At 46.7% G+C, this 23,859-nt stretch carries 14 protein-coding genes; 6 read left to right on the top strand and 8 right to left on the bottom strand.

Features of this window, described 5'->3' with window-relative positions:
* Positions 1 to 1,162 precede the first annotated feature (1,162 nt).
* Positions 1,163 to 1,639, top strand: coding sequence for a MaoC/PaaZ C-terminal domain-containing protein (locus tag AXFE_RS10340; RefSeq protein WP_052605783.1), 477 nt, complete (start codon positions 1,163 to 1,165; stop codon positions 1,637 to 1,639).
* Between the two features lie 216 nt (positions 1,640 to 1,855).
* Here AXFE_RS10340 and AXFE_RS10335 read toward each other — a convergent pair whose 3' ends face one another.
* Positions 1,856 to 2,533, bottom strand: coding sequence for a hypothetical protein (locus AXFE_RS10335; protein ID WP_052605782.1), 678 nt, complete (start codon positions 2,531 to 2,533; stop codon positions 1,856 to 1,858).
* A 1,060-nt stretch (positions 2,534 to 3,593) separates the two neighbouring features.
* Here AXFE_RS10335 and AXFE_RS10330 point away from each other — a divergent pair.
* Positions 3,594 to 6,722 carry an EAL domain-containing protein gene (locus AXFE_RS10330; protein WP_052605781.1) on the top strand — a complete coding sequence of 1,043 codons (3,129 nt, stop codon included), beginning with the start codon at positions 3,594 to 3,596 and terminating at the stop codon, positions 6,720 to 6,722.
* 299 nt (positions 6,723 to 7,021) lie between these two features.
* Here AXFE_RS10330 and AXFE_RS10325 read toward each other — a convergent pair whose 3' ends face one another.
* The 6 genes from AXFE_RS10325 to AXFE_RS10295 all read right to left on the bottom strand — a co-directional run bounded on the left by AXFE_RS10325 (position 7,022) and on the right by AXFE_RS10295 (position 15,384).
* The gene (locus tag AXFE_RS10325; RefSeq protein ID WP_213333446.1) at positions 7,022 to 8,389 is read right to left on the bottom strand and encodes an ABC1 kinase family protein; all 1,368 of its coding nucleotides are present in this window, start codon (positions 8,387 to 8,389) and stop codon (positions 7,022 to 7,024) included.
* Positions 8,390 to 8,442: 53 nt separating this feature from the next.
* The gene (locus AXFE_RS10320; protein WP_052605779.1) at positions 8,443 to 9,153 is read right to left on the bottom strand and encodes a DUF169 domain-containing protein; all 711 of its coding nucleotides are present in this window, start codon (positions 9,151 to 9,153) and stop codon (positions 8,443 to 8,445) included.
* A gap of 161 nt (positions 9,154 to 9,314) precedes the next feature.
* Entirely contained in the window at positions 9,315 to 10,934 is a 1,620-nt protein-coding gene (locus tag AXFE_RS10315; protein WP_052605778.1) for an AMP-binding protein, read from the bottom strand.
* Between the two features lie 194 nt (positions 10,935 to 11,128).
* The gene (locus AXFE_RS10310) at positions 11,129 to 12,031 is read right to left on the bottom strand and encodes a TIGR01777 family oxidoreductase (protein WP_082058663.1); all 903 of its coding nucleotides are present in this window, start codon (positions 12,029 to 12,031) and stop codon (positions 11,129 to 11,131) included.
* 1,278 nt (positions 12,032 to 13,309) lie between these two features.
* Complete coding sequence (locus tag AXFE_RS10305; protein ID WP_152626026.1) at positions 13,310 to 14,119, bottom strand: alpha/beta fold hydrolase; 810 nt, start codon at positions 14,117 to 14,119, stop codon at positions 13,310 to 13,312.
* Between the two features lie 944 nt (positions 14,120 to 15,063).
* A complete protein-coding gene (locus AXFE_RS10295) occupies positions 15,064 to 15,384 on the bottom strand; it encodes a hypothetical protein (RefSeq protein WP_052605775.1) in 321 nt (106 codons plus the stop codon).
* Between the two features lie 327 nt (positions 15,385 to 15,711).
* Between AXFE_RS10295 and AXFE_RS10285 the strand changes: the two genes are divergently transcribed.
* From AXFE_RS10285 to AXFE_RS10270, 4 genes are all read left to right on the top strand, one after another.
* Positions 15,712 to 19,572, top strand: a complete 3,861-nt coding sequence (locus AXFE_RS10285) for a multifunctional oxoglutarate decarboxylase/oxoglutarate dehydrogenase thiamine pyrophosphate-binding subunit/dihydrolipoyllysine-residue succinyltransferase subunit (protein ID WP_235347748.1) — start codon at positions 15,712 to 15,714, stop codon at positions 19,570 to 19,572.
* 106 nt (positions 19,573 to 19,678) lie between these two features.
* Entirely contained in the window at positions 19,679 to 20,095 is a 417-nt protein-coding gene (gene fabZ / locus AXFE_RS10280; RefSeq protein ID WP_052605773.1) for a 3-hydroxyacyl-ACP dehydratase FabZ, read from the top strand.
* A gap of 90 nt (positions 20,096 to 20,185) precedes the next feature.
* Positions 20,186 to 20,965, top strand: coding sequence for an exodeoxyribonuclease III (locus AXFE_RS10275; RefSeq protein WP_052605772.1), 780 nt, complete (start codon positions 20,186 to 20,188; stop codon positions 20,963 to 20,965).
* Between the two features lie 59 nt (positions 20,966 to 21,024).
* Positions 21,025 to 21,738, top strand: a complete 714-nt coding sequence (locus AXFE_RS10270) for a PaaI family thioesterase (protein WP_160291818.1) — start codon at positions 21,025 to 21,027, stop codon at positions 21,736 to 21,738.
* A 2-nt stretch (positions 21,739 to 21,740) separates the two neighbouring features.
* Here AXFE_RS10270 and AXFE_RS10265 read toward each other — a convergent pair whose 3' ends face one another.
* Entirely contained in the window at positions 21,741 to 23,819 is a 2,079-nt protein-coding gene (locus AXFE_RS10265) for an ATP-dependent DNA helicase UvrD2 (protein ID WP_052605770.1), read from the bottom strand.
* Positions 23,820 to 23,859 lie beyond the last annotated feature (40 nt).

The following is a 23,859-nucleotide window of genomic DNA, read 5'->3' as shown; positions in this document are numbered from 1 at the left end:
ATATTGACATGGTATCCCTTGTCTATGACGTAGCGATATGCTCTTTTGTAACCTTGAGCTTTGTGTTCTAGGACAAACGTTCTAAGGAATTGCGTGATCTCTTCGTCTAGATCTGCACTTTTGCGTTCAGGTGCTACGGTACGCTGCGTAGAACGATTTTGACCTGCTACTTTGCAGGCTCGTCTCTTTAGAAACCCCGAATCGTATCTGTAGTTTGTGAACTACCATACGACGACGATTCGGGGTTAGAAGTTTCTTATCGTCACCTCCTTAAGCATGGAGACATCAAGAGTTAGGTCGGCAACGATGCTCTTTAGACGACGGTTCTTTAGATTCAAGTTCCTTGAGTAAGCTTTACTTTGGTTCCCTTCAATGCAGCGTAGGTACTCTTCCATCGGTGCCAGGTCGTCTCGGTAAGTGCAGCGCCTTAGGGCTTTTATGGCAAAGCGGCAACTTCACTTATGGTTGCACCGTCATTTAGCATCTTGTCCCCTTCGGCGATCTTCTTGCGCACCTGCGCCCTGCTTACCTTGAGTAGAACGGGTATGCCTTTTGGACTTCACAATAATTTCCTCCATCTACATTATGGATACAAAGCTCACATTAGTAGCGGATCAATTAAATGGGGGCCTTCCACTCATTGTGACGAACCAGTCGCCCACGTCGATCTCGATAACTAACCTTCCATCGTTAAATTCAGAGTTCCATCAAAGTTCCCATAGATATTTTGATGTACCCAGCATTTCGAGTCAACTATCACCACAAATGCTTCTGTTGTGATTGTGGATTTGTTTGTTACAAAGTTGGTGGTAGCGAGAGATGTCCTAAATAGTAACGAACCAGCCACATTTTAAAGATTTGATCTAAACAATCAGTTCGCCAGAAAGCTCAAATTCCATCAAATATCGTGCTTTTAGGGGTATTGACATCCGTCTCTGCTGCGCTAATGCGTACCCCGCAGAACCGATTGGTTCTGCGATAATGGAGCCTCCATTAAACCCGGGGCGTATCACTACCCTTGATTCTGGAATAGTTCTACGAAAGATCTTCTTTTGACTTGGTTGTTGTAATCGGTCAATGATTTAATTCGGCAATTTTTTCAATGTATCTATTTTAAATAGCGGAGTCTATCGTCTAAAGATTTGATGGAAGATTTTAAGTGATGAATACATCCGAAACTGCAGCTAAGGTCCTTCTTGAAGCGGGCGATAGCGTATCATTTACCAAGACAATTAGTGAGTCTAATGTCTACATGCTCGCTGATATAACACTTGACTTTAGCCAAATGCATACCAATGAAGAACTTATGAAAACTACGCCATATAAACGGCTTCTAGTTCATGGTGTTTTAACTTTTGCACTTGGATCAACGGCTTCAGCCTTGATTCAGGTGCAGGCACACGCTACCATTCCGAGCCTTTACTATGGGTATGATTGGTTGAGATTTCTAAAGCTCGTTTATTTTGGTGATTCAATGACTGCAAACTGCAGGGTTGACTCAGTTGACGATCATGAGATGAAGTCGTTCGCGACGATAGAGATATTTAACCTGCATGACCAATTGTGTGTAGTGGCGAAGCATATTCTTAAGTTTTTGCCAATATGGGCATTTTTGATCTGGAAGCCTTCGGTGGACTGACGCCAGAATATTCATTTTGCCAATTTCGCTGTTTGTGAGCTCTTTGGCCTAACTCTGCCGTGGCTGCACTACGGAAGACAGACAACGTTGGAAAGGGGAAACAAAGGCCAGATATGGAGAGTATCGATTTATCAGGATTTTGCTCGGGTGTTCCTTTTTTTTTTGATAATCCTTGCTAACTCTGCATTTCTAGGGCAATTTCCTTGCATCAACCCTTCAGGGAAGAATATTGATCGCTCTAGCCGCGACAACGATAACAGTTATCATGGAGACGATCGACTCCCCGGTCATGAGCATTTTGGCAAAGGATGTTAGGGGCATTGTGTCTGTGGGGCTAAAGGCTGTTGCATTGGTGAATGCGACGTAGACGTAATCGATCAATGTGGGCCTCCAATTTGGTTTAGCAAATTGTGGGTCTGTCATCTGAGGGAAAAGAAAGTCAGGGACGGCCTCATGATGGACAGCACGTTTGGCTGGTCCGCCTCGATCTAACTCCCAAAACCAAAGTCCAAAGACGATTGCATTTGTCAGCCATATTGCAACTGCCGAATAGACCAAACTTCGTCCGGAGATCTTCGATGCATCGAGAAGCCTTTGAACCAGGAGAATCACAGATGTAATATTGGCAAAATTTACAAGTGCTATAAGTGAAATAGCTAGGTATCTAAGAGCCTTAGTTTCGTGGTGTTCTCGAAATGGATTGAAGATTGTGAGTGGTACGATGAGGACGATTTCAAGGGCGGGAATTAGATACCGAGGACCATAGATGAGAGTCTGTGGAAGGACGACATAAAGTGCGATTGCAACTAAGAGGGCGATCGAAGCTGGCCAACGGGGTTCTTTCGAAATTATTGGATCATTGGAATTCTGGTGAGGCGATGGACTCTGGTTCACTTGATGTTTTCATCTCTGATCAATTGGCGATTGCTATCTTTGTGTCAATATCGTTTGCACATCGATGCATGGAATGTTTCGCTCTGGCTGTTAGGGCAGATTTAATACGACTTTGAACCATTATAGATAAGGCTATATTGGAAATAATTTAATAGCGGCAGATATGTGGCCTTTTGGCGCCTTTGCTCTGAGAAATCCGACACCTTGCTTTTTACGCTATTGTGAGCGATCTAATTGTTTGGCCTTCCTCATGGGTTGTTAGGCCCCTCTTTGCCGGTAACTTATCTTTTGGCGCCCATTTTATTAGCGCCATTGAAGAGTCTGATGGGGTGTAGTTATGAGGAGAAATTACCCGATTCTCCCAGTTCTGGATTTTGCTCCTTGCCCGTGAGCGCGCATCAACATGATCGAGAGATAGTTCTTTGCAAATGCTAGAGAGAAAAATTATCAGATAACAGCTGTGACAGCTGTGATTTCAGAACGAGCTGGTTTGATAGCTGAATCATCAAAAGTAAATGAGTGAACCCAATCCAACTAAAGGAGGCGGGCTCAAGGTCTTGGAATCTGGCCCCAGCAAGCATCATGGATGGTGAAATACGCTTAGCATTTTAGCCATTTAAAGACGTCAAGGGCCTTCGTAGACTGTACCTGGATTAAATAAATATGATAGTTAGCCTTTGGAAGTATTATTTGACTACTTGGTCTGCTTGGTCTCCGCTATTGTTTGAGTGGTAGCATCTCGAACAATAGGAGATATCGGATTTTGGCAAGCACTAGATGTCGAGCCCTAGATGTTGAACTGGTTGTATATCTGTTTATTTTAGATTCTGCTTTTGGGAGTCGCTCTTATGGAGTGTTGATAAGGAGATTGGGCCCCTTGAGGGGTCGTAATAACTTGGTGCGAAGGATTCTTGAGCAAAGGCTAACTATAGTGTGATGGTGTTTTTGCCGATTGCTATCTGGTTAGGTGCTTTTTAAATTTAGGACATTTCTTTATTTGATATTGATTTCGCGTAATGATGGTAGAAACAGATTTATCAGGGGAGAGAGTCGGTCTTAGTTGCAGCGTTGGACAGATGATCAAGAGCTTCGTCAAGTAGCCTCCGATACATGTGAGGCTTTGGTGGTGAGTGCGAATTTTGACTTCGCAGTCATATATGCCTACGATAAATTTAGACTCGCATTTATCAAGGTAGGTACTTCCCAGCGGGGTTCCTTGGGTTTCGGAATTGGCCTGTTTGATTTCATGCCAATACAGGCAGAAGGCAACTTTTTGACAGAGTGGGTGAGCGAAGCCTTCCCAAGATCAAATCGGATCATCAATCTATCAGAACATCCGAATTCGTCCAAGGATGGCCAGATCTCTTTACTGACTGTTCCGTTTTTTGATAACGCTCTAAGTGGTAGTCTGCTGGGCGTATTGGTTGCGAAAGTAGACAAAGGTAGCCAGCTGCAAGAGTTGACTAAATTCATAACCTATCGAGGCGTTAGACGCCTGTCTCTCTACTTGATGGATATGCAACGCAAAGATCATTTTGTGAGGCAGGGCCACCATCTAGAGGTTTTAGGTGGTGCCATCCAAGGCGTTGTGGATGCAGAATTTGCATTCGATAGCCTGAATAAGATCTGCGAGCAGGCGGCTCTAGGAGTGGGCGCAGACTCAGCGAGGATTATCGTTGCCGACAATGAGACTCACCTGGCGACGATTGAAGCCTCTTATGGACCGCTTGGTGGTGTAGTCGGACGCCAGCGATCGCTCGACGAAGGAGTCGCTGGCGTGGTTCGAAAGACCGGCAAGCCTGTGATCATCTTTGACCTTTCAGCTAGACGTTGTTGGCCAAATGAAGTTGCCCTGTTGGATTATTTACATAGTGTACAATCTGGTTCCCAATCTGTTATGGCCGTTCCGCTGATGGATGAATTTGCTTCTTGCATTGGAGTTATCGGACTGCTTTCTTCTAATAAGGAGAGATTTGATCTCTTTGACTTGGATGTGATGACTCAGTTTTCCAGAGTTATCAGCGCCGCGATTTTGAAGTTGCGCTTGCGCAAGCAGGCCATGCGTCGTGAACGCGAGCTTGAATCACTGGTTTTGATGGCGCAAAAGCCCCAAGAGATCACCTCGCCAAAGGCCCTAGCAAGTCGCATAGTTGACTCACTGGCAAGTCATGGTGAGTTTGGCAAAGTTGAAGTAGAGGTGGCTTTTGATGGCGACCACGCAGCTCTAAAGTCAGATTTTGCTGACGCGGATTCCGTAGGCCCCAATGATAACCTTGCCCCTGAGTCGCCCTCTCTGCATGAGTCCAAAGTTATAAGTATTTCAGGTCCAAATGGATCAACTATCTCGATATCGGTTTCGCCAATTTCAAATCGAATAGGCCCGAGCCTTCATTTTGTCGAAAACTTTTCTAAGGTCGTTGCCTCTGCTTTGAATGGCGCAGTTCAATCTCGAGTCAGCCAAGAGTTGAGACTGCAAGCGGAACGAGAGGCAGAGGTCTTTCGTTCTTTGACCCAAAACTTACAAGATATGGTTGCTATAGTCAATGTCTGTGGCGTCGTTGAGCTAGCGTCTCCTTCGGTCGGACGAACATTAGGAATTCCGGGCGATCAAATTGTTGGTCGAAATTTATTTAGCATGGTCGGAGCGGACGAGAAGATTAGAATTGGCAGGTTTTTTGTCGATTTTTTAGATAATTTTGATTCGATGTCTGACGAAAGCTTAGAGCTGGAGACCCTGACGGTCAAGGTGCCTGGTCGTGGTGGAAGCGATATTCACTTACAGTTGAAGGCGTCACCAAGATTTGATTCTGGTCGAAAAATCGATGGGTTCTATCTCTCTGCTACCGATATTACTCATCGCGTTGAACTTGAAGAGATGTTGCGACAACGAGCCCTTCGAGATGAATTGACCCAGTTGGCCAATAGAAGCGTTCTCTTGGACCGGACAAAATCAGCAATTGATTCACAGCGTCTTAAGCAGTTGACGGTTCTCATTTTTATTGATTTGGATGGCTTTAAAGCCGTCAATGACTCAAAGGGTCATGCATATGGCGACCTTGTGATCATCGAAGTTAGCAAGAGGCTAATTGATTTGATTCGACCCGGAGACGTTGCGGCTCGAATTGGTGGAGACGAGTTTGTAGTATTGTTGAGTCGAATTCGAAGCGTTTCTCAGGCCACCGATATTGCCGAGAGAATCCTAGCGGGGATATCGGCTCCAATATCTATAGATGGGGCCGACCACGTGATTACTGCTAGCCTCGGGGTGGCCTTTTCGCGAGATAAATCCGTTACTCCAGCAGATCTGTTGCGCGAATCAGACCTAGCCATGTATCGTGCCAAATCATTGGGTAAAGCCAGGGTGGAGGTATTTCGTCCAGCCTCTAGATCCGACGCAAATCTTCTCTCCGACCTTGATTTGGTGGTTGAGCTGCGGCGAGCTGTGGAGAGAAAAGAGATCTTTCTTCAATATCAGCCAATCTATAGGGCAGATACGAGAAAAATAGAATCCTTTGAAGTTCTGGCTCGATGGCGCCATCCTCAAAGAGGAATAATTCCGCCTGACTTATTCATACCAAGTGCAGAGCGGAACCACGTTATAAATCTATTGGGCTGGTCTATTCTCGGCGATGCACTTCAAGAACTTGCTAAATGGCGATCTATGAAGCTAAACACAACCTTCGCAATTAACTTTTCACCACTTCAATTCCTGGAGCGTGACTTTTCTTTCAAGTTGAATCGCCTCCTAGCAAAGTTTGGGCTTTTGCCCAACGACGTCGTAGTGGAGATTACCGAAGGTAATCTAGCACTTCAATCTGACCAGTTTTTAGAGAAGGTGGACGGATTGAAGCGCCTTGGGTTTCTGGTTGCCCTGGATGACTTTGGAGTAGGAAACTCGACCATAGCTAATTTGCGAGATCTTCCCTTTGACATTTTGAAGATCGATAAGAGCTATGTCCAAAACTCCGATTCAGGATCTAAAGCCGCAGCTATATTGCCAGCGCTGGTGGAGATTGCAAAAGCATCAAAGTTGGCGACAGTTGCCGAGGGAGTTGAGACCCAGGCGCAGCTAGAGAGGGTTCAAGCCCTAGGGGTTGACTTTATCCAAGGATACTTTTTCGCAAGGCCGATGGATCCAGATGAAGCGCTCTTTCTTGCAAAGGAGGATTGCGCCCTAAAGGTGACCTAAGTAATGCTCGAAGAGACCGGTCTCCTTTGTAATTGCTAATGCGAAGATTTCTTTTCAAGAGTTTGGAAGAGTTTGGTCATTTTTGAATGGTGGGGTTGGAGTCGGATGTGTTTGACCTTTGGTAGTGGTTCTACCACTTTTATCTGCTGGTGATCTCTAAGTAGTATTTAGATCTTGGCGTTGGGCTGTGGAAATAATTTAGGTGGAGCTACTTTATCCAGATTCACTCTTGTTCTTTCTTTTGGAGATAACTAGAAGGAGCTTTCTAAGTGAGGTTGCCCGTGGGTCACCCCCGGCGCTTACTGCTTCGCGGTACCTTCATCGAGGTTTTTGAGCCAATTTACTTCTCTTGCTCCCATGTCAGTTGATGGCGGCGTCTTCGTGAATGGCCAAATTTCGCCGGCTATACCTCGGAAATTCATTTCAGCAGAGAGGGCGGCAAGGATTGAATAGAGACCCAGATTGATTCTTTGAATGACCACGAACGATGGCGATACATTTAGGTACTTGGCGATCGGTGCCTTCTGGTTGAAGGTATGGGCGAAGAGGCGTGATGTGTAGTCCTCGTTGAAGGCGAATTTGTTGTTGTCCATAACCGACTCATAAAATGGGACAAAATGGTCATAGATTTGCTCGACATCAAGGTCGCACGATTCAGAGAGCAATCCAGCCGATTTGATCGATGCGCTAAAAGCCACTGGATCCTTGTCGATTACCATTGCAATAATCAGATGTTCAAAGATCTCGATCTCTTGCTTTCCGAAGTGTTTGGTCAATCCGAAATCTAAAAAAGTGACTCGGCCATCTTCTCCAAAGAGGTAGTTGCCAGGATGGGGATCTCCGTTGAATGACCTAAGTTGATATAAACTTCTAAAGACAAATCGAAATATTGTTTCACTGGCCAGATCCTTGGCCTCTTGGTCGTATTCTTGGAATTTTGAAAAGCTGACCCCTTCTCCAAGTTCGGTAGTGAGTAATTTTTCGGTTGAATAGTCTGCAATAACTCTCGGTATGACTATTGTTGGGTGGCCCTCAAAGAAGTTAGCGAATTTTCTTTGATTGGTGGCTTCGGCCTTGTAGTCAAGCTCTTCTAAGATGCGATCCGCGATTTCGTCTATCATCGAATCGGTGTCCATCGATGGATATCCCAATTTTAGCCCCTTTGCTATGAGGCGGAGATTTGATAGGTCTGCGGTAATGGTATTTTTGATTCCGGGATATTGAATCTTTACTGCGACGGCTGCTCCATCTGATGTAACGGCACGATGAACTTGCCCAATTGAAGCAGCGGCAATTGGCTCTGGATCCCAAATTGCAAATACGCCATCGGGACCATCTCCAAGTTCCTGTCGTATAATCTCGTCTACCAACTCCTTTGACATCGGCGGGACGCTGTCTTGGAGTGAGCTAAATGGTGAACGTAGCTCGAGAGGAATTGGGGTTGATACGTAGCTTAGCATTTGACCGAATTTGGTCATAACGCCTCTCATCGAACCTAGCTCTTTTGCCACATCATTGATAGTTGTTATCTGTCGAGACCTGTCGATTGGCACACCAGGCTCGTGTGCATTAAAGGTAGCTAAAGCCTTTTCAGCGATTGTTCGGCCTGCAACCTTTGAACCCATATTGACGAGCTTGCTTAGACGTCGTATCCGTGATGAGTTCAAAGGAGGCTTCATCGATTTGAGATGATCTTGCTAGAGGAGACTTTCATTATCTGCTAATTCGCAAATCGTTTTGAATCAATCGATGCATAGTTGGCCACGTTTCGATCGATCGACGCTGTCTCTTCGAGCCGATCCAGTGCCTCTTGTAGTAATGGCCCAGGAATGGCGGCGGTCATCTCCGAAGATGGCATCGAGGTTCGGGTTCGCGAAAGCATGCATCCAAACGATAGCGCTATCTCCCCTAGCTCTTTGGCGATAGCCACGATATGACATTGGGGTTTTCCCTCGATCCTAGCGGTTGGAAATGCGTCTCTAAAGATCATTGCAGAGCGCGCATTCAATCGCAGAAAAACGACATCAGGAACGGAGCTTGAAGAGGAGAGCGGCTCGTAGATTACCTGTGCGGGTTGGGTTGTAACGTGCTCTATGGTGCCGAAGTCAGATTCACTGACCCAGCCCGAAGTTACTAGAGCACCGACATCTGATTTTGTTGCAGCCACGGATAGTTCCAAGAAACCATGGGTAAAAGAGCCGACCGAGCAGTTTGCATGGTCGGCTGCAACTGTTGCGAAACGCCTTTCCACCGCGTGCATCCAAAATACACATCCAGCGGCGACTCTGCCGGTGCGTCCATCTTCTGTGGGCAGTGGCATCTCAATGTCGAAGAACTCCTGCGATGGATCGACCCTATCTGAAAAACTTATTCCGATAGGTTCTACATTTAGATGGAGCGTACTTTTGAGTTTTGAAGCGGCGTTTTGCATTTCTATCATTCAATTGAGTCTAGATCGTAATTAAAAGGTAATCGGGACTGATTTGTAGTTGGCGAGTCAAAATTACTTGATCAATTCACTGACTAGTAACGTCATCGACGCTTCAGGACTCTCCGGACGGTGGTGATTTGATCATTGATCACCTGGTTCGACTATGAAGGCGCAAGTCCTAACTCCGCGATGGCCTGTTGTCGCATGACGTACTTTTGGACTTTGCCTGTAACGGTCATAGGAAATTCGCTGACAAATTTAATGACCTTTGGAACTTTATAGTGGGCTATCTTACCTTCGCAGTAGTCATGGATATCTTTTTGAGTGAGATTAGCCCCCTCTTTGAGTGTTATCCAAGCCATGACGACCTCACCATAGACAGGATCGGGAATTCCAATGACAGAGACGTCCATGATATCTGGATGCGAATATAGAAATTCCTCGATCTCTCGTGGATAGATGTTTTCGCCTCCCCTGATTATCATGTCCTTTGCTCTTCCAACGATGTTGAGAAAGCCGTCTTCGTCCATTATTGCTAAATCGCCAGTGTGCATCCATCGAGCAGGATCGATCGCTTCGGTCGTCTTTTTAGAGTCATTCCAATAGCCGAGCATTACCGAGTAGCCGCGAGTCAAAAACTCTCCAGGAACCCCCCGTTCAACGCAGTGCCCGTCACTGTCAACGACCTTTACTTCCAAGTGCGGAAGTACTCGCCCGACACTTCCAACTCGTTTTTCGATTTCGTCATCCACCTTGGTTTGGGTGGAAACAGGCGAAGTCTCTGTCATCCCATAGCAGATAGTGACCTGACTCATGTTCATCTTGCTTACGACTTGTTTCATGACTTCCACAGGACATGGCGAACCGGCCATTATCCCGGTGCGCAGGCTCGATAGATCGTAGTCGCCAAAGGTCGGGTCTGCTAGTTCTGCTATGAACATGGTCGGTACGCCATAAAGAGAAGTTGCGGTCTCGGTGGTGACGGCAGACAGGGCTGCTTTTGGTTCGAACGCGAAAGAGGGGATTATCATCTTTGAACCGTGCGAGGTGCATGCTAGATTCCCCATCACCATCCCGAAACAGTGATAGTAAGGCACAGGGATTACGACAGAGTCGAATTCGGTATATTTGCAGGTTTCTCCCACGAAATAGCCATTATTTAGAATGTTGTGGTGAGAGAGGGTTGCACCTTTGGGAAAGCCCGTAGTCCCGGAGGTGTACTGGATGTTGATCGGATCGTCAAAGTCCAACTGGTTCAAGATCGAACGCAATTGTTCTCTGTCTCCTTTTGCTCCACTGACCAAAAGATCGCTATAGCTCGAGTCCTCGAAGAGAAAGACGCGACGAAGCCCAGGTAGCCTCTCTTTTACCTCGTTGATCATCAACGAATAGTCTGAGGTCTTGAAGCTGGTCATGGCAAAGATTGCACTACAGCCCGACTGGTCTAGGACGTATTCAAGCTCGAAGGTACGATAGGCGGGATTGATGTTTACAAGTATTACGCCAATCTTTGCGGTTGCATACTGGACGATAGCCCACTCGTAGCGGTTTGGACTCCAGATCCCGATCCGATCGCCCTTGGTGAACCCCTCGTTGAGAAGGCCGAGCGCTAGGTCGTCGACCAGCTTGTTGAATTCATTGTAAGTGAGACGAATTGATTGATGGATCGCTACTAGCGCCTCGCGATCACCGAATCTAGATACGGTTTTTTCTAGATTACTTCCAATTGTCTCGGCCAAAAGGGGTGTTGAAGAAGATCCTTGTTCATATGAAATAGCCACGCCTTTAAATTATCGCCTTTTTGATCGACATATCGTCAAAATTTATATTTTTGGCAATATGTCGATTGTGTCTATTTCAATTTATTTCGATGTCTAACTCACTTTAAAGTAAGAATTAGATTGCAGATATTGCGACTTAGGAAGGTGGTGACAACCTCGAAACTTTACCTCACGAGATTTGTATCTCCAGATTCCTATTTATTCGCCACTAAATTGGCGAGAGCGCCGTTAATTTCGGGGAATTCGAATTTGAAGCCGGCTGAATCTAGGACTGACGGCAGAATTCGCGCCGATGAAAATAGCATCTCTTGGGCCATCTCGGCGCCCAACAGTGCTTTCAGTATCACACTGGGGGCTCCGAGTACTGCCGGACGATGCAGTGCATTTCCAAGGGCGCGCGTAAAGGCTAAATTAGTAACAGGGTTTGGAGCCACGAGGTTGACAGGTCCTTCGATCTCTGGGTGGTCCAAAAGGAAGACGAGAGCGCTCACTTCATCGTTGATATGAATCCAGCTGCTCCATTGAGTTCCAGCCCCTAATTTGGCACCCAACCCTAGTTTGAAGAGGGGGAGCTGTTTGGCAAGGGCGCCTCCTCTTGAATCCAAAACAATTCCGGTGCGAGCGAGTGCAACAGACCAACCATCTTGGTTGATTGGCGCTGCGGCTTTTTCCCAATCGGTGGTTACTTTTGCCAGAAATCCCACTCCGCCAGGGGATTTTTCGTCGAGGATCTTATCCCCCTGGTCACCGTAGAAGCCAATCGCTGATGCTATGACAAATCTAACCTTGGGGACCTCGAGTTTTTCCACCGCCTGGAAGATAGACCTTGTGGCGTTGATTCGAGAGTCATATATCTCCGCTTTGCGTTCTGGGCTCCACCGTTTTTGTGCGATTGGGGCTCCCGCTAGGTGAACTACTGCATCGAGGTTGGATAGACCAACTCCTGAGAGTTCAGCGCGATCGATTTCCCAAGAAACGGTGTTTCTTTCAGACGTGGTACCTCTTTTTGCAATTAGTACTTCGTCACCCCTAGCCTTGAGGGCGCCATTTAATTTTTTTCCTATGAGCCCCGAGGAGCCAGTTAGTAAAATCTTCAATTTATCTCTACTCCTGATCTAAATTTCATAGTTACAGATGAAGTTTTTATCATCCATCAATTGTTTGATTATAATAATTCCACTTTTTGGTCGAAATTATTTTTCTAGATATTTGCTTCTTTATCTGACTTGATATATTGCTCTAATTTTAGAATTTGCTCAATATTTTGACTTATAGAAGCATAGCTATCGCCGCTCTTTAACGAAAATCATATGCTAGAGATTGATATGCTGTGAATCAAGCGAGGTAAATTCTGACCGTTTTGACAAGCCTTAAATATTTTCACAATGGGTTTTGACAGTGGATGTTAATGTACGGTCTTGTCTATCTGGAGTTGCTTTGGCGGATTAATTAGGATTGGTCGTCGACGAACACGTGACGCCGACGTCATCTTCGAACTGGGGGTATGCTAGCTTGCCAAGGGAATCTACTCCAGTTGTATCCAACCATCTGGAGGAAATTTAGGTAAATTAGCAGTGCCTTTAAAGAGATCTTTAGCTTTCATTTTTTATATCAGGCTCTCTGTCTTTCGCCAAATACTGATTATCAACCAAGTAGGATTAGCGTTTATGGCAAGATTTACTGTCGCAGTGCTAAGGTTTTTTCCGGTTATCGATGAAGGATTGATTCATTTATATTTTGCACCTTAATCATTTATAGAATTTTAGTTGCAACCTGGCCGCGAGGTCTGTTTTTATACGCTTTTGCATTCGAATAATGTCACCAGCCATGAACGACATAGTGTTCATTTCTCACCACCTTTTACCCACAACCGATCTAGCACTACCTAATAGCTCTAGTACGGTTTCTTGCCTGAGCAAAAATCAAGTTATCAGAGCGATCCGCTGAACATAATCTTGTCAACTTGACACAACGCATCGATTGCGGATTCAATTTCTTATTTCGAATAAATGTCTTTTTGTTCAAAGATTATGAAGCTAGAAGGACATGACTTGAAGATCAAATCCAGAGGGCTTCAGACCATTGGGTCTTTTTGGGCATGGTTCTATTAAGTCGATGAAATTCATTTGAACCAATGAGGAATCTCCAAGGTCGATGTCACGGTGGATCTTCCAGCTTTGAGGTGATATTTTAGGCCCTTTCTGTGGTCCAGCCGATATATTGATCTTTCTGAGTTGGAGAATCCTGGAGGCGCTGTGGTACCTGATCTAGATACGCTCTATTATCTCAACTAGCTCAACTTTTATTTATTCTGAATTTTGATTTTCCAAGTCGACTCTGATTTGAACTTGGCTTTCTGTGGCCAGGGATCTATCTTAATCTTTGGTAAATTGCCAAAGTCCTTTGATTAGATCTACGGCAGCTGTTGGGTTCGTCAGATGAACTCCGTGGTCAGTATCTGCAATTTCCACCGCTTTTGCCCCAGCAATATTGGATGCGAGATAGGCTGTAGCCTCTTTGTGGCGACTCGGCGCATCGATCCCACAACCTATGATGGTTGGAACTTTTATGAGTGACGGGTCCAAGGGTGGGGTGAGATGGCTCATGGAAGCCATCTCGGCTACCAGGACCGACCCCTCTAATCGGCGTTTTTTTCGAGTGCTGGGTGGAAGTCGCATCCACCTTTCCTCGCCAAGCATTCGCTTCATGAATATTTCAGCGAACTCTTCGCAAAAGTCGAGGTCCAGAGGCTTATCTGGGTCGATTCCGTATGCGCCAGACCTCCTCCAGAATTCCATCCAGGGCAGTGGGCTTTCAAAGGTAACTATTCCAGCTATCGGAGAGATGTTTCGTGCCGATAGGAGTAACGCAATAGTGCCACCGAGGGAATGGCCAAAGATCAGCGATTTCTGCTCTCCAATAACGCTTGCCAAATCTAAAATGTGGTCTTCGATCGTGGGAGGGTTCTGTTGCGAATAGGGATCAACAAGGGCGGACTCTTCATAGCCGCGCCGATCATAGCTTTTGGTATCGAAGCCGAAGTCGACTAATGACCGCGTCATTCTAGAGAATGACTTTGCTCGATCCATCGCTCCGTGCACGAGGATCAACTGGGTCGTTCCCTCGAAGAGAAGTCCTCGTGCTTCTTGGAAAGTTATAGAAAGAGAATCGGATCTTGAAGTCAACACATCCAATAGCCTATTTTATTCGAATGGTCTAAGTGCCCAATTGTTGGATGGGTCGGCTTAGACAATTTTGTTCGACAGGGCTAGTGGCGATCTACATTTGTTTGAAGGGGACCTTGGAGATCGCCATTGATATGGTCTCTTCGGATCTAGGGCATGGTTTTTGCTGTCGTTGCATGGACTTGGCCCTTTTTTAGTTGGAGCCCTTGGGAACTATGTAATCAGAATGAGTTTTCCAATTGGGTTTGGGTGCTGCCAGTAGATATTGCCAATGGAGCCACATTTCGTGACCTTTAGTTTTCTATGGGAATTCGCGCTGCTTGATTTGGCACGAGTACCTTAATCACCAAGTGATAGTCATTTTCACTTTAAAATTGTTTTAAATCTGTATTTTGAATCCGTAATTGTAAAATTACGTGGCCGCAGGGGCCGCTGGATAGTGCTTTACATCTCAAACGTTTTAAATCCTATTAGTTGACTTGCGAAGGTGGATGCCCTTGCGACTTAGGCCAATAAAGCGCTGGATTAGAGCTGCCTCAAAGAATTAAGATTGGGTGTTGCCATAGGGGGCATTGGCGATCTGGTAGCACTCTTCGTGAAAATATTCGACTCGTTGCCATTTGCCATCTTCATAGACGTTGGCGATAACCTGACGTGGTCGCAATTTTGCTGAAAATCTAATGTGCTTGGCGCAAACGGCGCAGTCCGATATTGATCCTGGGTCTACGCCTCTCATTACAGCTCGGCTCGTGCTCGGTGAAACTGTTGTCATCCCATGAGTTTCGGAAGTAAACGAACCGTCCTTTAATATAGCTGCAACTTTTGTCTATATTTAATGGCATTGAAGGCCAGATTTATGGTTTTGGCATGAGATCGTAGATTGTCATACAACAAGTCGAGAAGGGAAAGTGGAAATCCCGCTGATTATTTAAGGCATTATTTATTTAATGCAGGTTTTCGCCTAATTTAACAGCGATCCGAACGAGGTCTCTAAGGTCGGACTCCTCGACCTCGCTTTCTGATGAGATCATAGTGATTTTGTCTTCGAGTTCCAAGGAAAGCTCTTTTGAGCTTGCTCCATCTTTTGGAACGGTTTCACCTTTAACCACGGTTGTGGCCGTAATTAGAACGATTATTGATACTGCGGCGAAAGATCCAAATGCAATTACGGCACCTATGTGGAGCAATATTGCAGAGATAATCATTGAAGCGGTTGCGATTACTGAAATTGTCGCGATTACGAGCCTGAGACTTCTTAGCTTCATGAGATTCCTTTTAGCTGAATTGGAAAATTATTCGTGGGCCATCTACAAAATGATTATAACCATTTCTTTTCTCTAATTTTGTTTTGTCTGGACCATGATATTGCTGGGCCATCACCAGGGACGTCTTTTGCCGACGATGTTTGCGAATCAAGTCCCAAGGTTAGTTCGATGCCATGACTTGTCAATAGGACCCAAAGGAGGTTTCGTCCATGGCTGAGCTTGCCTGTTGGTTGCTTTGGGCGACTGTATGGCGAAGCTTTCATGGCCATTTGGAGATTGGTTAGCCTAGATTTTAACATTGGTGTGATAGTTGACTACCATAGTAAGGTGAGTGAAAAACACATAGATTCGATAAATACGTTTGGTCCAAATTCCTGGCTTGTGGAAGACTACTACGACGCGTACAGGCGTGATCCAAATTCCGTTCCGGAATCTTGGCGCGACTTCTTCGCCGACTACCGAGTTGATTCAAAGACTAGCGAACAACAGACCCAAGAAGACTCCAACCTCTATGGCCAAGGCCATGATGAAACTGGAGCGATAGAAGCAGGTTTAGTAGCAAGAGTTCCCGTAGGTGAGGTCATTTCTGATACACCTATCGCGACTCCTGAAGCAGTTATAACCCCGGCGGCCCCGGTTGGTTTGGCTGTCTCTGATGCTAAATCAAATCAGGGTGCAGTCTTAAATGTCAAGAAACCATCACCTTCACTAGCACCTATAGTCCCACTTTTGGGTGCAGATGTACAAGCTATTCGCGGTAGTGCATCTAGGATCGTTGCAAACATGGAGGCGTCTCTTACGGTTCCAACGGCTACCTCAGTGCGAGAGATACCTGCGAAGCTTCTCGAAATCAACCGAGGAGTGATTAACAATCATTTGGCTCGAAGCTCTGGTGAGAAGATCTCATTTACTCATATCATTGCGTATTCGATAGTCAAAGCGGTTCGCAACTTTCCTGTGATGAACTCTGTATTTTTAGAAGAGATTGACGCTAAAGGAACTCCAGGAGTACAGCGCTCCAAGGAGATCAATATAGGAATTGCCGTAGATCTTGAAAAGTCAGATGGTTCGCGAAGTCTTATGGTTCCAGTAATTCGTTCGGCTCAGGACTTAGACTTCTTTGGCTTCTTCAAAGCCTATGAAGCTCTGATTCGAAAGGTGCGAGCCAATCGGCTCTCTCCGGATGATTTCGCTGGTGCCACTTTGACAGTTACTAACCCTGGCACCATCGGCACGCAACATTCAGTGCCAAGATTGATGCGAGGTCAAGGTGTAATTATTGGCGTAGGCGCAATCTCCTATCCTGTTGGGATGGCGGCTGCAGATCCGACGCTTTTGGTTGATTTGGGTGTATCTAGGACTGTGACGCTTACCTCAACCTATGACCATAGGGTCATACAAGGTGCCGAATCTGGACTGTTTTTGGCATATATCTCTTCACTACTCACCGGCGAGCACGGCTTTTACGAAGAGGTATTCGAGTCAATGGGGGTGCCTTATCCTCCAGTGACTTGGCAGCGGGATCATACCGAAAATGATGCTTCGGATATGATCAAGTTGCGTAAGCAGGCGATGGTCAATCAGCTGATTGATACCTATCGCTCCCGTGGCCACCTCATGGCACGGTTGGATCCCTTGACAAGCAAGTCTCCAGCAATGCCGGAAGAGTTGGATCCAGCCAGATATGGTCTGACTCTTTGGGATCTTGACAGGGTCTTTTTCTCGGGTGGGCTTACCGCCAAGGATAAGATGTCCCTCGGTGAGATCCTTCAGGTTCTAAGGGACACTTATTGTCGAACTATTGGCCTTGAATATATGTACATTCAGGACTCTGAGCAAAAGCGATGGATCCAAGAGCGCGTCGAAGGCGTGGTTAGCCGATTTTCCGGTGCTGAAAAGCTACACCTTCTGGGACGCCTCAATGCAGCCGAAGCGTTCGAGAGATTTTTACATACCCGATATATCGGACAGAAAAGGTTTGGCTTAGAGGGCGGTGAGTCAGCAATCGTCTTTTTGGATCAGGTGCTAGATCGTTCTGCTACCTCAGGCTTGACCGAGGCTGTCATTGGAATGGCCCACCGAGGACGATTGAATGTTTTGACTAATATTGTTGGAAAGAGCTATAGCGAAATCTTTGAGGAGTTTGAGGGTAATTTAGATCCCTCGAGCGTACAGGGTTCCGGCGACGTCAAATACCACAAGGGATTTCATGGTGTATATCGCGGAATGAGTGATAGCCCTATCGACGTTACCTTGTCATCTAATCCATCGCACCTAGAAGCTGTTGACTCTGTTGTCGAGGGAATGGTTCGAGCTAAGCAGGATATAACCAGAAATCGTACCGACTTCCCAATTCTTCCAATTCTTTTACATGGTGACGCAGCCTTTGCCGGCCAGGGTGTGGTGGCTGAGACCTTGAACCTTTCCCAACTTGGTGGCTATAGAACCGGTGGAACGATACATTTGGTCATAAATAACCAGGTTGGATTTACGACTAATCCAGCTCAAGCCCGTTCTTCAAGGTATGCGACCGATGTTGCCAAGATGATACAAGCGCCCGTTTTCCATGTCAATGGTGACGATCCTGAAGCGGTAGCCTCCGTCGCACGATTGGCGACTGACTATCGACAAGCCTTTCATAGAGACGTAGTTGTGGACATGGTCTGCTATCGTCGGTTCGGCCATAACGAAGGAGACGAGCCAAGCTACACCCAGCCGCAGATGTATGAAGTAATTGAGGCTAAGAGATCGGTTCGAAAACTGTACACGGAGTCGCTAGTCTCTCGTGGTGATATCTCGATGGAAGAGGCTGAAGCCTCCTTGGACGACTTTCTCTCGAAGTTGCAGTCTGCCCTGGATCAAACGAGATCGACGGCTCCTCCCAAGCCTACGGAACTTCCTAGGGCACCCCAACACAATGTGCCGATGACCGTAGTTGATACTCGCGCTAAATCGGGAGATATCGACGTCTTGGCTAAGGCTTTGCACTCGTGGCCGTCTGGCTTTACCGTTCACCCCAAGCTATTGCGTCAATTAGAGGCTCGCAGGGATACCCTTGCCTCGGGCGAAGTGGATTGGGCACTAGGTGAGGCGTTGGCATTTGGAACCCTCATGCTTGAGGGCCATGACGTCAGAATGGCTGGTCAAGATTCTAGGCGAGGAACATTTTCGCATCGCCATGCAGCATTGATCGACTATAAAAATGGCGATAATCATATTCCACTGGAGCATCTGGCGGATTTTGTAGATAATGGGGACTCTCTAGGTCGATTTATGATCTTTGACTCTTTATTGTCTGAATATGCCGCTCTTGGCTTTGAATATGGCTATTCAACGGTTCGAAAGGATACCCTAGTAATCTGGGAGGCGCAATTTGGTGACTTCGCAAATGGTGCTCAGATTATCATGGATCAGTTCCTAATCGCCGCTCACGATAAGTGGGATCAGGGCTCTGGTCTCGTACTACTCTTACCCCATGGCTATGAGGGCCAAGGGCCAGAACACTCTTCGGGACGCATGGAGCGTTTCTTGCAGAACTGTGCTGGGGAGAATATGGCTGTCATGAATTTGACTACAGCGGGACAATACTTCCATATGTTGCGTGGTCAAGTAATGAGGACTCAAGCTCGTCCGGTTGTTCTATTTGCTCCCAAGTCTCTACTGAGAGCCAAGACTACTCGTGTGCCGTTGGACGTAGTTCTAAATGGAGCCTTCCAGCCAATAATCGATGATCCGAGCTTTGACGTTGGAAGTGGAAACTCGGCTGAGAATGTAGACCGCGTAGTTCTTTGCTCTGGGAAGATCTCATATGAAGCCATCGCAAAGAGAGACTCGATGTTGAATGAGTCGAACCCCACTTCGACAACGGCTGTCGTTAGAGTGGAGCAATTGTACCCATGGCCAGTCTCTGAATTGGGTTCAATTCTCTCTAAGTACTATCGCACTAAAGAGGTAGTTTGGCTTCAGGAGGAGCCCGAGAACCAAGGGGCATGGAGTTTTGTCCATTCCCAGCTTCACTCGTTGCTAAGGGAAGACTTCCAACTTCGGCACGTTTCCCGGGTACCTTCTGGTTCTCCGGCAACTGGTTCTGCGGCTATGCATGGACTTGAACAGAAGGACCTGCTCTATCGAGCGATTGAACAGTCCGTGGAGACGGCTCTTTTGGGTCGAGTGAAGAACCATCAATAGTGATTTGTTGATACTACCGAGGGATTGGCTTTTCTGTCTCTTTATTGAGGCTATAAGACCTATCTCTCGGTAGCTCATTTTGAATTGATGATCTAGTCTTTAATGTGTGAAACCACAAGAGCTAATACCGCATCGTCCACCCTTTTTACTTATCGATGAGATCCTTGAAATTCGCCCCGGTGAGTATGCCAGAGGTAGATGGCACTTGACTGGCAACGAAGACTTTTTTGGCGGTCATTTTCCAGGAAGACCAACTTTGCCTGGTGTGTTGCAGGTGGAGTCCCTAGCGCAGTTGGGGGCATGTGCCGTCCTAGCTGACGAGCGCTACAAGGGCAAGTTGCCCCTCTTTGGAGGAATCGACCAGGCTCGGTTCCGCAAGCAAGTTGTACCCGGTGATATTTTGGATCTCGAAGTCACTATCGGTCGACTCTCGGCTCGTGCGGGCAAGGGTCATGGGGTCGCATCTATTAACGGGGCGACGACGACTGAGGTGGACATTATGTTCATAATCGCTGATGCCTAGTGCCAAAGTAGACCCAATTCAAGGTTTAGGTAGAAATAGCGAGATCTTTGATCGCGCTATTTCTTTTTTAGGTTGGACGACGGTTAGATAATGCGATTGGCAACCTGGAATGTAAACTCCCTAAAGGCGCGAATCGACCGTGTGGTTGCTTGGCTCGATGACGTTTCCCCAGATGTCCTATGTATTCAGGAGACCAAGCTCGCCCAAGATAAATTTCCCCATGACCTCTTTGTCCAATTGGGTTACGAGTCGATTCACTACGGTCAGGGTCAGTGGAACGGTGTGGCAATTCTCTCGAAAGTCGGAATTGAATCACCGCGATATGGTTTGACCAATGACCCCTCTGGCGAAGCACGGGCTATTTGGGCCACTTGTCAAGGGGTTAGGGTAGCCTCACTTTATATCCCAAATGGTCGTTCTCTAGAAGACGACCACTACCAATATAAGCTACGTTGGCTCGAAGCACTTTTGTCAGATAGTCGCTTAGAATCCGAGCAATACGAGGCTGTCGTTCTTGGCGGTGACTTCAATGTTGCGCCCAGTGATTTGGATCTCTGGGATATCTCGGCTTTTGACGGAATGACTCATGTTTCGCCCCTAGAACGTAAGGCGATCGAAGCGATCATTGAGGCAGGATTTGTCGATCTTTTTAGGCAGATGTACAAGGATTCTGGCCTCTACAGCTGGTGGGACTATAGAAATGGTGCATTTCATAAAAAGAATGGAATGAGGATCGATCTCGTTTTAGGATCACAAAAGGTATCGCGTGACATGGTTTGGGCCCTGATTGACCGTAATGAACGAAAGGGTGGTCAAAGTCAAGCTCGCCCTAGCGATCACGCACCTCTTGTTATCGAATTTGACCACTAGATCGGCGAAGCTGATTCTTGTTAGGGTGTTTTGTTTTTGAGATGGAGATTGGGAGTAAGTTGACGAATTCGTGGCTTGACAGTATCGTGGACTCATTTAATGGAGTTGATTCGGATCGCCGTCGCCAATTCAATCGTATTGGCACTGCGACTAGAGCGGTAATTGAATCTGTGGTCGCATCAAAAGCGCCAACCGAACAATTGGGGTTGATCGCAGATGCGATCGAAAAGGTAGCCGAAGATATAGGTAGATTTCCATCTGGACGCGTTTATGAAGGTTTTGCCGAAGCTGCAAATACGGGTGGAAATGGCGGATTTATGGACTTCTCACCTATTTCCGGTGCTGCAAATCCAATAGCTCCTCCGGTAGAACTTTCCTTGAGCAGTGACCCTGATGGCTCTCCGATCGTAGTGGGTGTCGTGACCTTTGGTTCGGCCTATGAGGGTCCTCCAGGATCTGTTCATGGAGGTCATATCGCTGCTGCATTTGACGAAGTTTTGGGTTTGGCTCAATCTATGTCGGGTTCTCCAGGAATGACAGCTCGCCTGAGTGTGAACTATCGAAAGCCCACGCCACTTGGTGAGCCTCTCACATTTGTAGCACGTATCGTGAAAAAGGAGGGAAAAAAGGTTTTCACCGAGGGCAAGTGTTATTTTGGGGACATCTTGACTGCGGAGGCAGATGCCCTATTCATCTCTGTGGACTTTTCAAAGCTGGCGCAGTTGGCTGGCGAGCGTGAAAGAACCAACGATGGTCAAAAGCCTCAGCTCTGATGTTAGGTTCTCGATTTTGATGCTTTGCGAAGGCCATTGGTGAGACGCAGAAGTTCCCTGCCATATGTGATTGAAAAGTGAGTGGATACCCCCGGAATTCGATTTAGTTCATCGATCCCTCTAGGCAAGGAGGCCGCGATTGCCTCCAAGGTAACCTCGCTAAGGATAGATCGATCTTCTTTGGCTTCTGCTAGCGCCTTTGTCTTTCTCCATAGAAGTAATGTGTCGATGATCGGGTCTATCCCTTGAGGAAGTGACGACTTATGGGGCTCGAGTAGCATCTTTCGATTTTGACGGATGTAAGAGAGTGCGACCTCCTTGGTTGCAAGCTTTTGGTTACCCATGGTTACAAGTTCCTCAATTGGATATAGGAGGTCCGAGGGACTGCGAAACTTGTTAGAACTGCCTCGTTTTTTTGCGTAGCTTAGAATCAGATTATCTCGAGCCCGTGTTATGCCGACATATAGGAGACGTTTTTCCTCTTCGTAGGCGCTCGGAGTGACAGATTTGCTGTGTGGCAAGATGCCATTTTCTAGTGCAATCAGGTAGACCGATGGCCATTCAAGGCCCTTGGATCGATGCAGCGTTGTGAGAGTTACTCCGTCTTTTTTTGTCGATCCAATGTCGTTGGCTCGAGCCTTGAAATAGGTCGTGAAGCCATAGATATCCATTCGCGGGTCAAAGCGGAGTGATTCTAGGGCGATTGATCGGAGGTACTCCAGTGACTCTTCTGTCTTTTGTGAGTTGCGATCGTTTTCGAACTCTTTTATGAGGTTGTCTATCTCAACTATCGCATCCTGAAGACGACCTCGAGGGCCAAGCACCTCTTTTAGGTGTTTCATCGTCGACTTTACCAAGTTGTTGTTTAGGATTTGCTCTCCACCTAAGATTTGGTGGGGAACCCTTAGAGATGAGAGCGCTTCGGCTAGAGGTGGAAGGAGAGAGTTTGTTCGAGCTATGACGGCGATCTCATTTGCCAATCTTCCATCGGTGATAGATTCATAGATCGACTTTGCGATCTCTTTGGATTCATTTTCGTCATTCTCGAATTCCAGGAGTTTTGGCATAGATCCACCCTGGCGTTTTGCGTAGATCACCCCTCCGCGACGCGATAGGTCGCTGTCTTCAAACGAGGTTGCTATTGCGTTGGCGAGATCAACGATCTCGGGTGAGGATCTAAAGTTGGCGGTCAGGTAGCGGTATTGAGCTCGGGGGAAGGTCTGGTCGAAGTTCAAAAGGATTCCGGGCGTAGCGCCGTTCCAAGTGTAGATCGCTTGTTTTGGATCTCCCACCACACAAAGATCAGGATTATCGCCTACCAGTCCTTTAAGAAGGCGTATTTGAGGGCGGTTGACATCTTGAAATTCATCTACGTAAAAGTGTCGATACCACCATCTGAAGGTGGCTGCAAAGCTGGTATTATCGACCAGGATATCGCCACCAACTAGGAGAAGATCTTCAAAGTCAATTCGGTTGAGCTTTTTCTTACGCGCTTCGTAAGCCATGAAGATCTCTGCTAGGACGTCACCGCCGATACTACTTTGGCGATTTGTCCTTCTGTACCACTCCAAATAGTCGTTGACTAATATCATCTCCGACTTAGCATTTTCTATCTCTGTGGCAATCTCAGCAATGACCAAATGAGATAGTTTTGACGTCTCGGAGCTACTCGATGGTGAACGACTTATGAGCCCTTTAAGGTCTCTGGAGTCATGGAGCATCGCTTGGATCTCTCGCGGCTTGGATGTGATTAGCAGAGGCGGGTGGGTCCGTCTTTCTTCGTGATACTTGCGGATAACTTGAAAGGCAAAGGCGTGGAAGGTTCCAATCCAAGGTAGGTCGTAAAGATTGAAGGTGGCCAAGCGAGTTCGTAGCTCTTGAGCCGCTTGATTTGTGAACGTTATGACTACCGTGTTCTTTGGAGCGATCTGGTGTTTTGTGGCACGGTGAGCTATACGTTTGGTTAAGACTGTAGTCTTTCCGCTGCCAGGACCAGCAATGATGCAGACAATTGGTGATTGGTCTGTTACCGCTGTGATTTGTTCTTCAGTCAATCCTTTGAATAGTGCAATGTCCGACACAGATCCTCCAGTTATGGGCGCCGTACTGGCTAGGAGCGGC

The organism is Acidithrix ferrooxidans (assembly GCF_000949295.1).
Lineage (GTDB): Bacteria > Actinomycetota > Acidimicrobiia > Acidimicrobiales > Acidimicrobiaceae > Acidithrix > Acidithrix ferrooxidans.
Note: the sequence above shows the minus strand (reverse complement) of the source record. Positions and strands in the feature narration are given on the sequence as shown.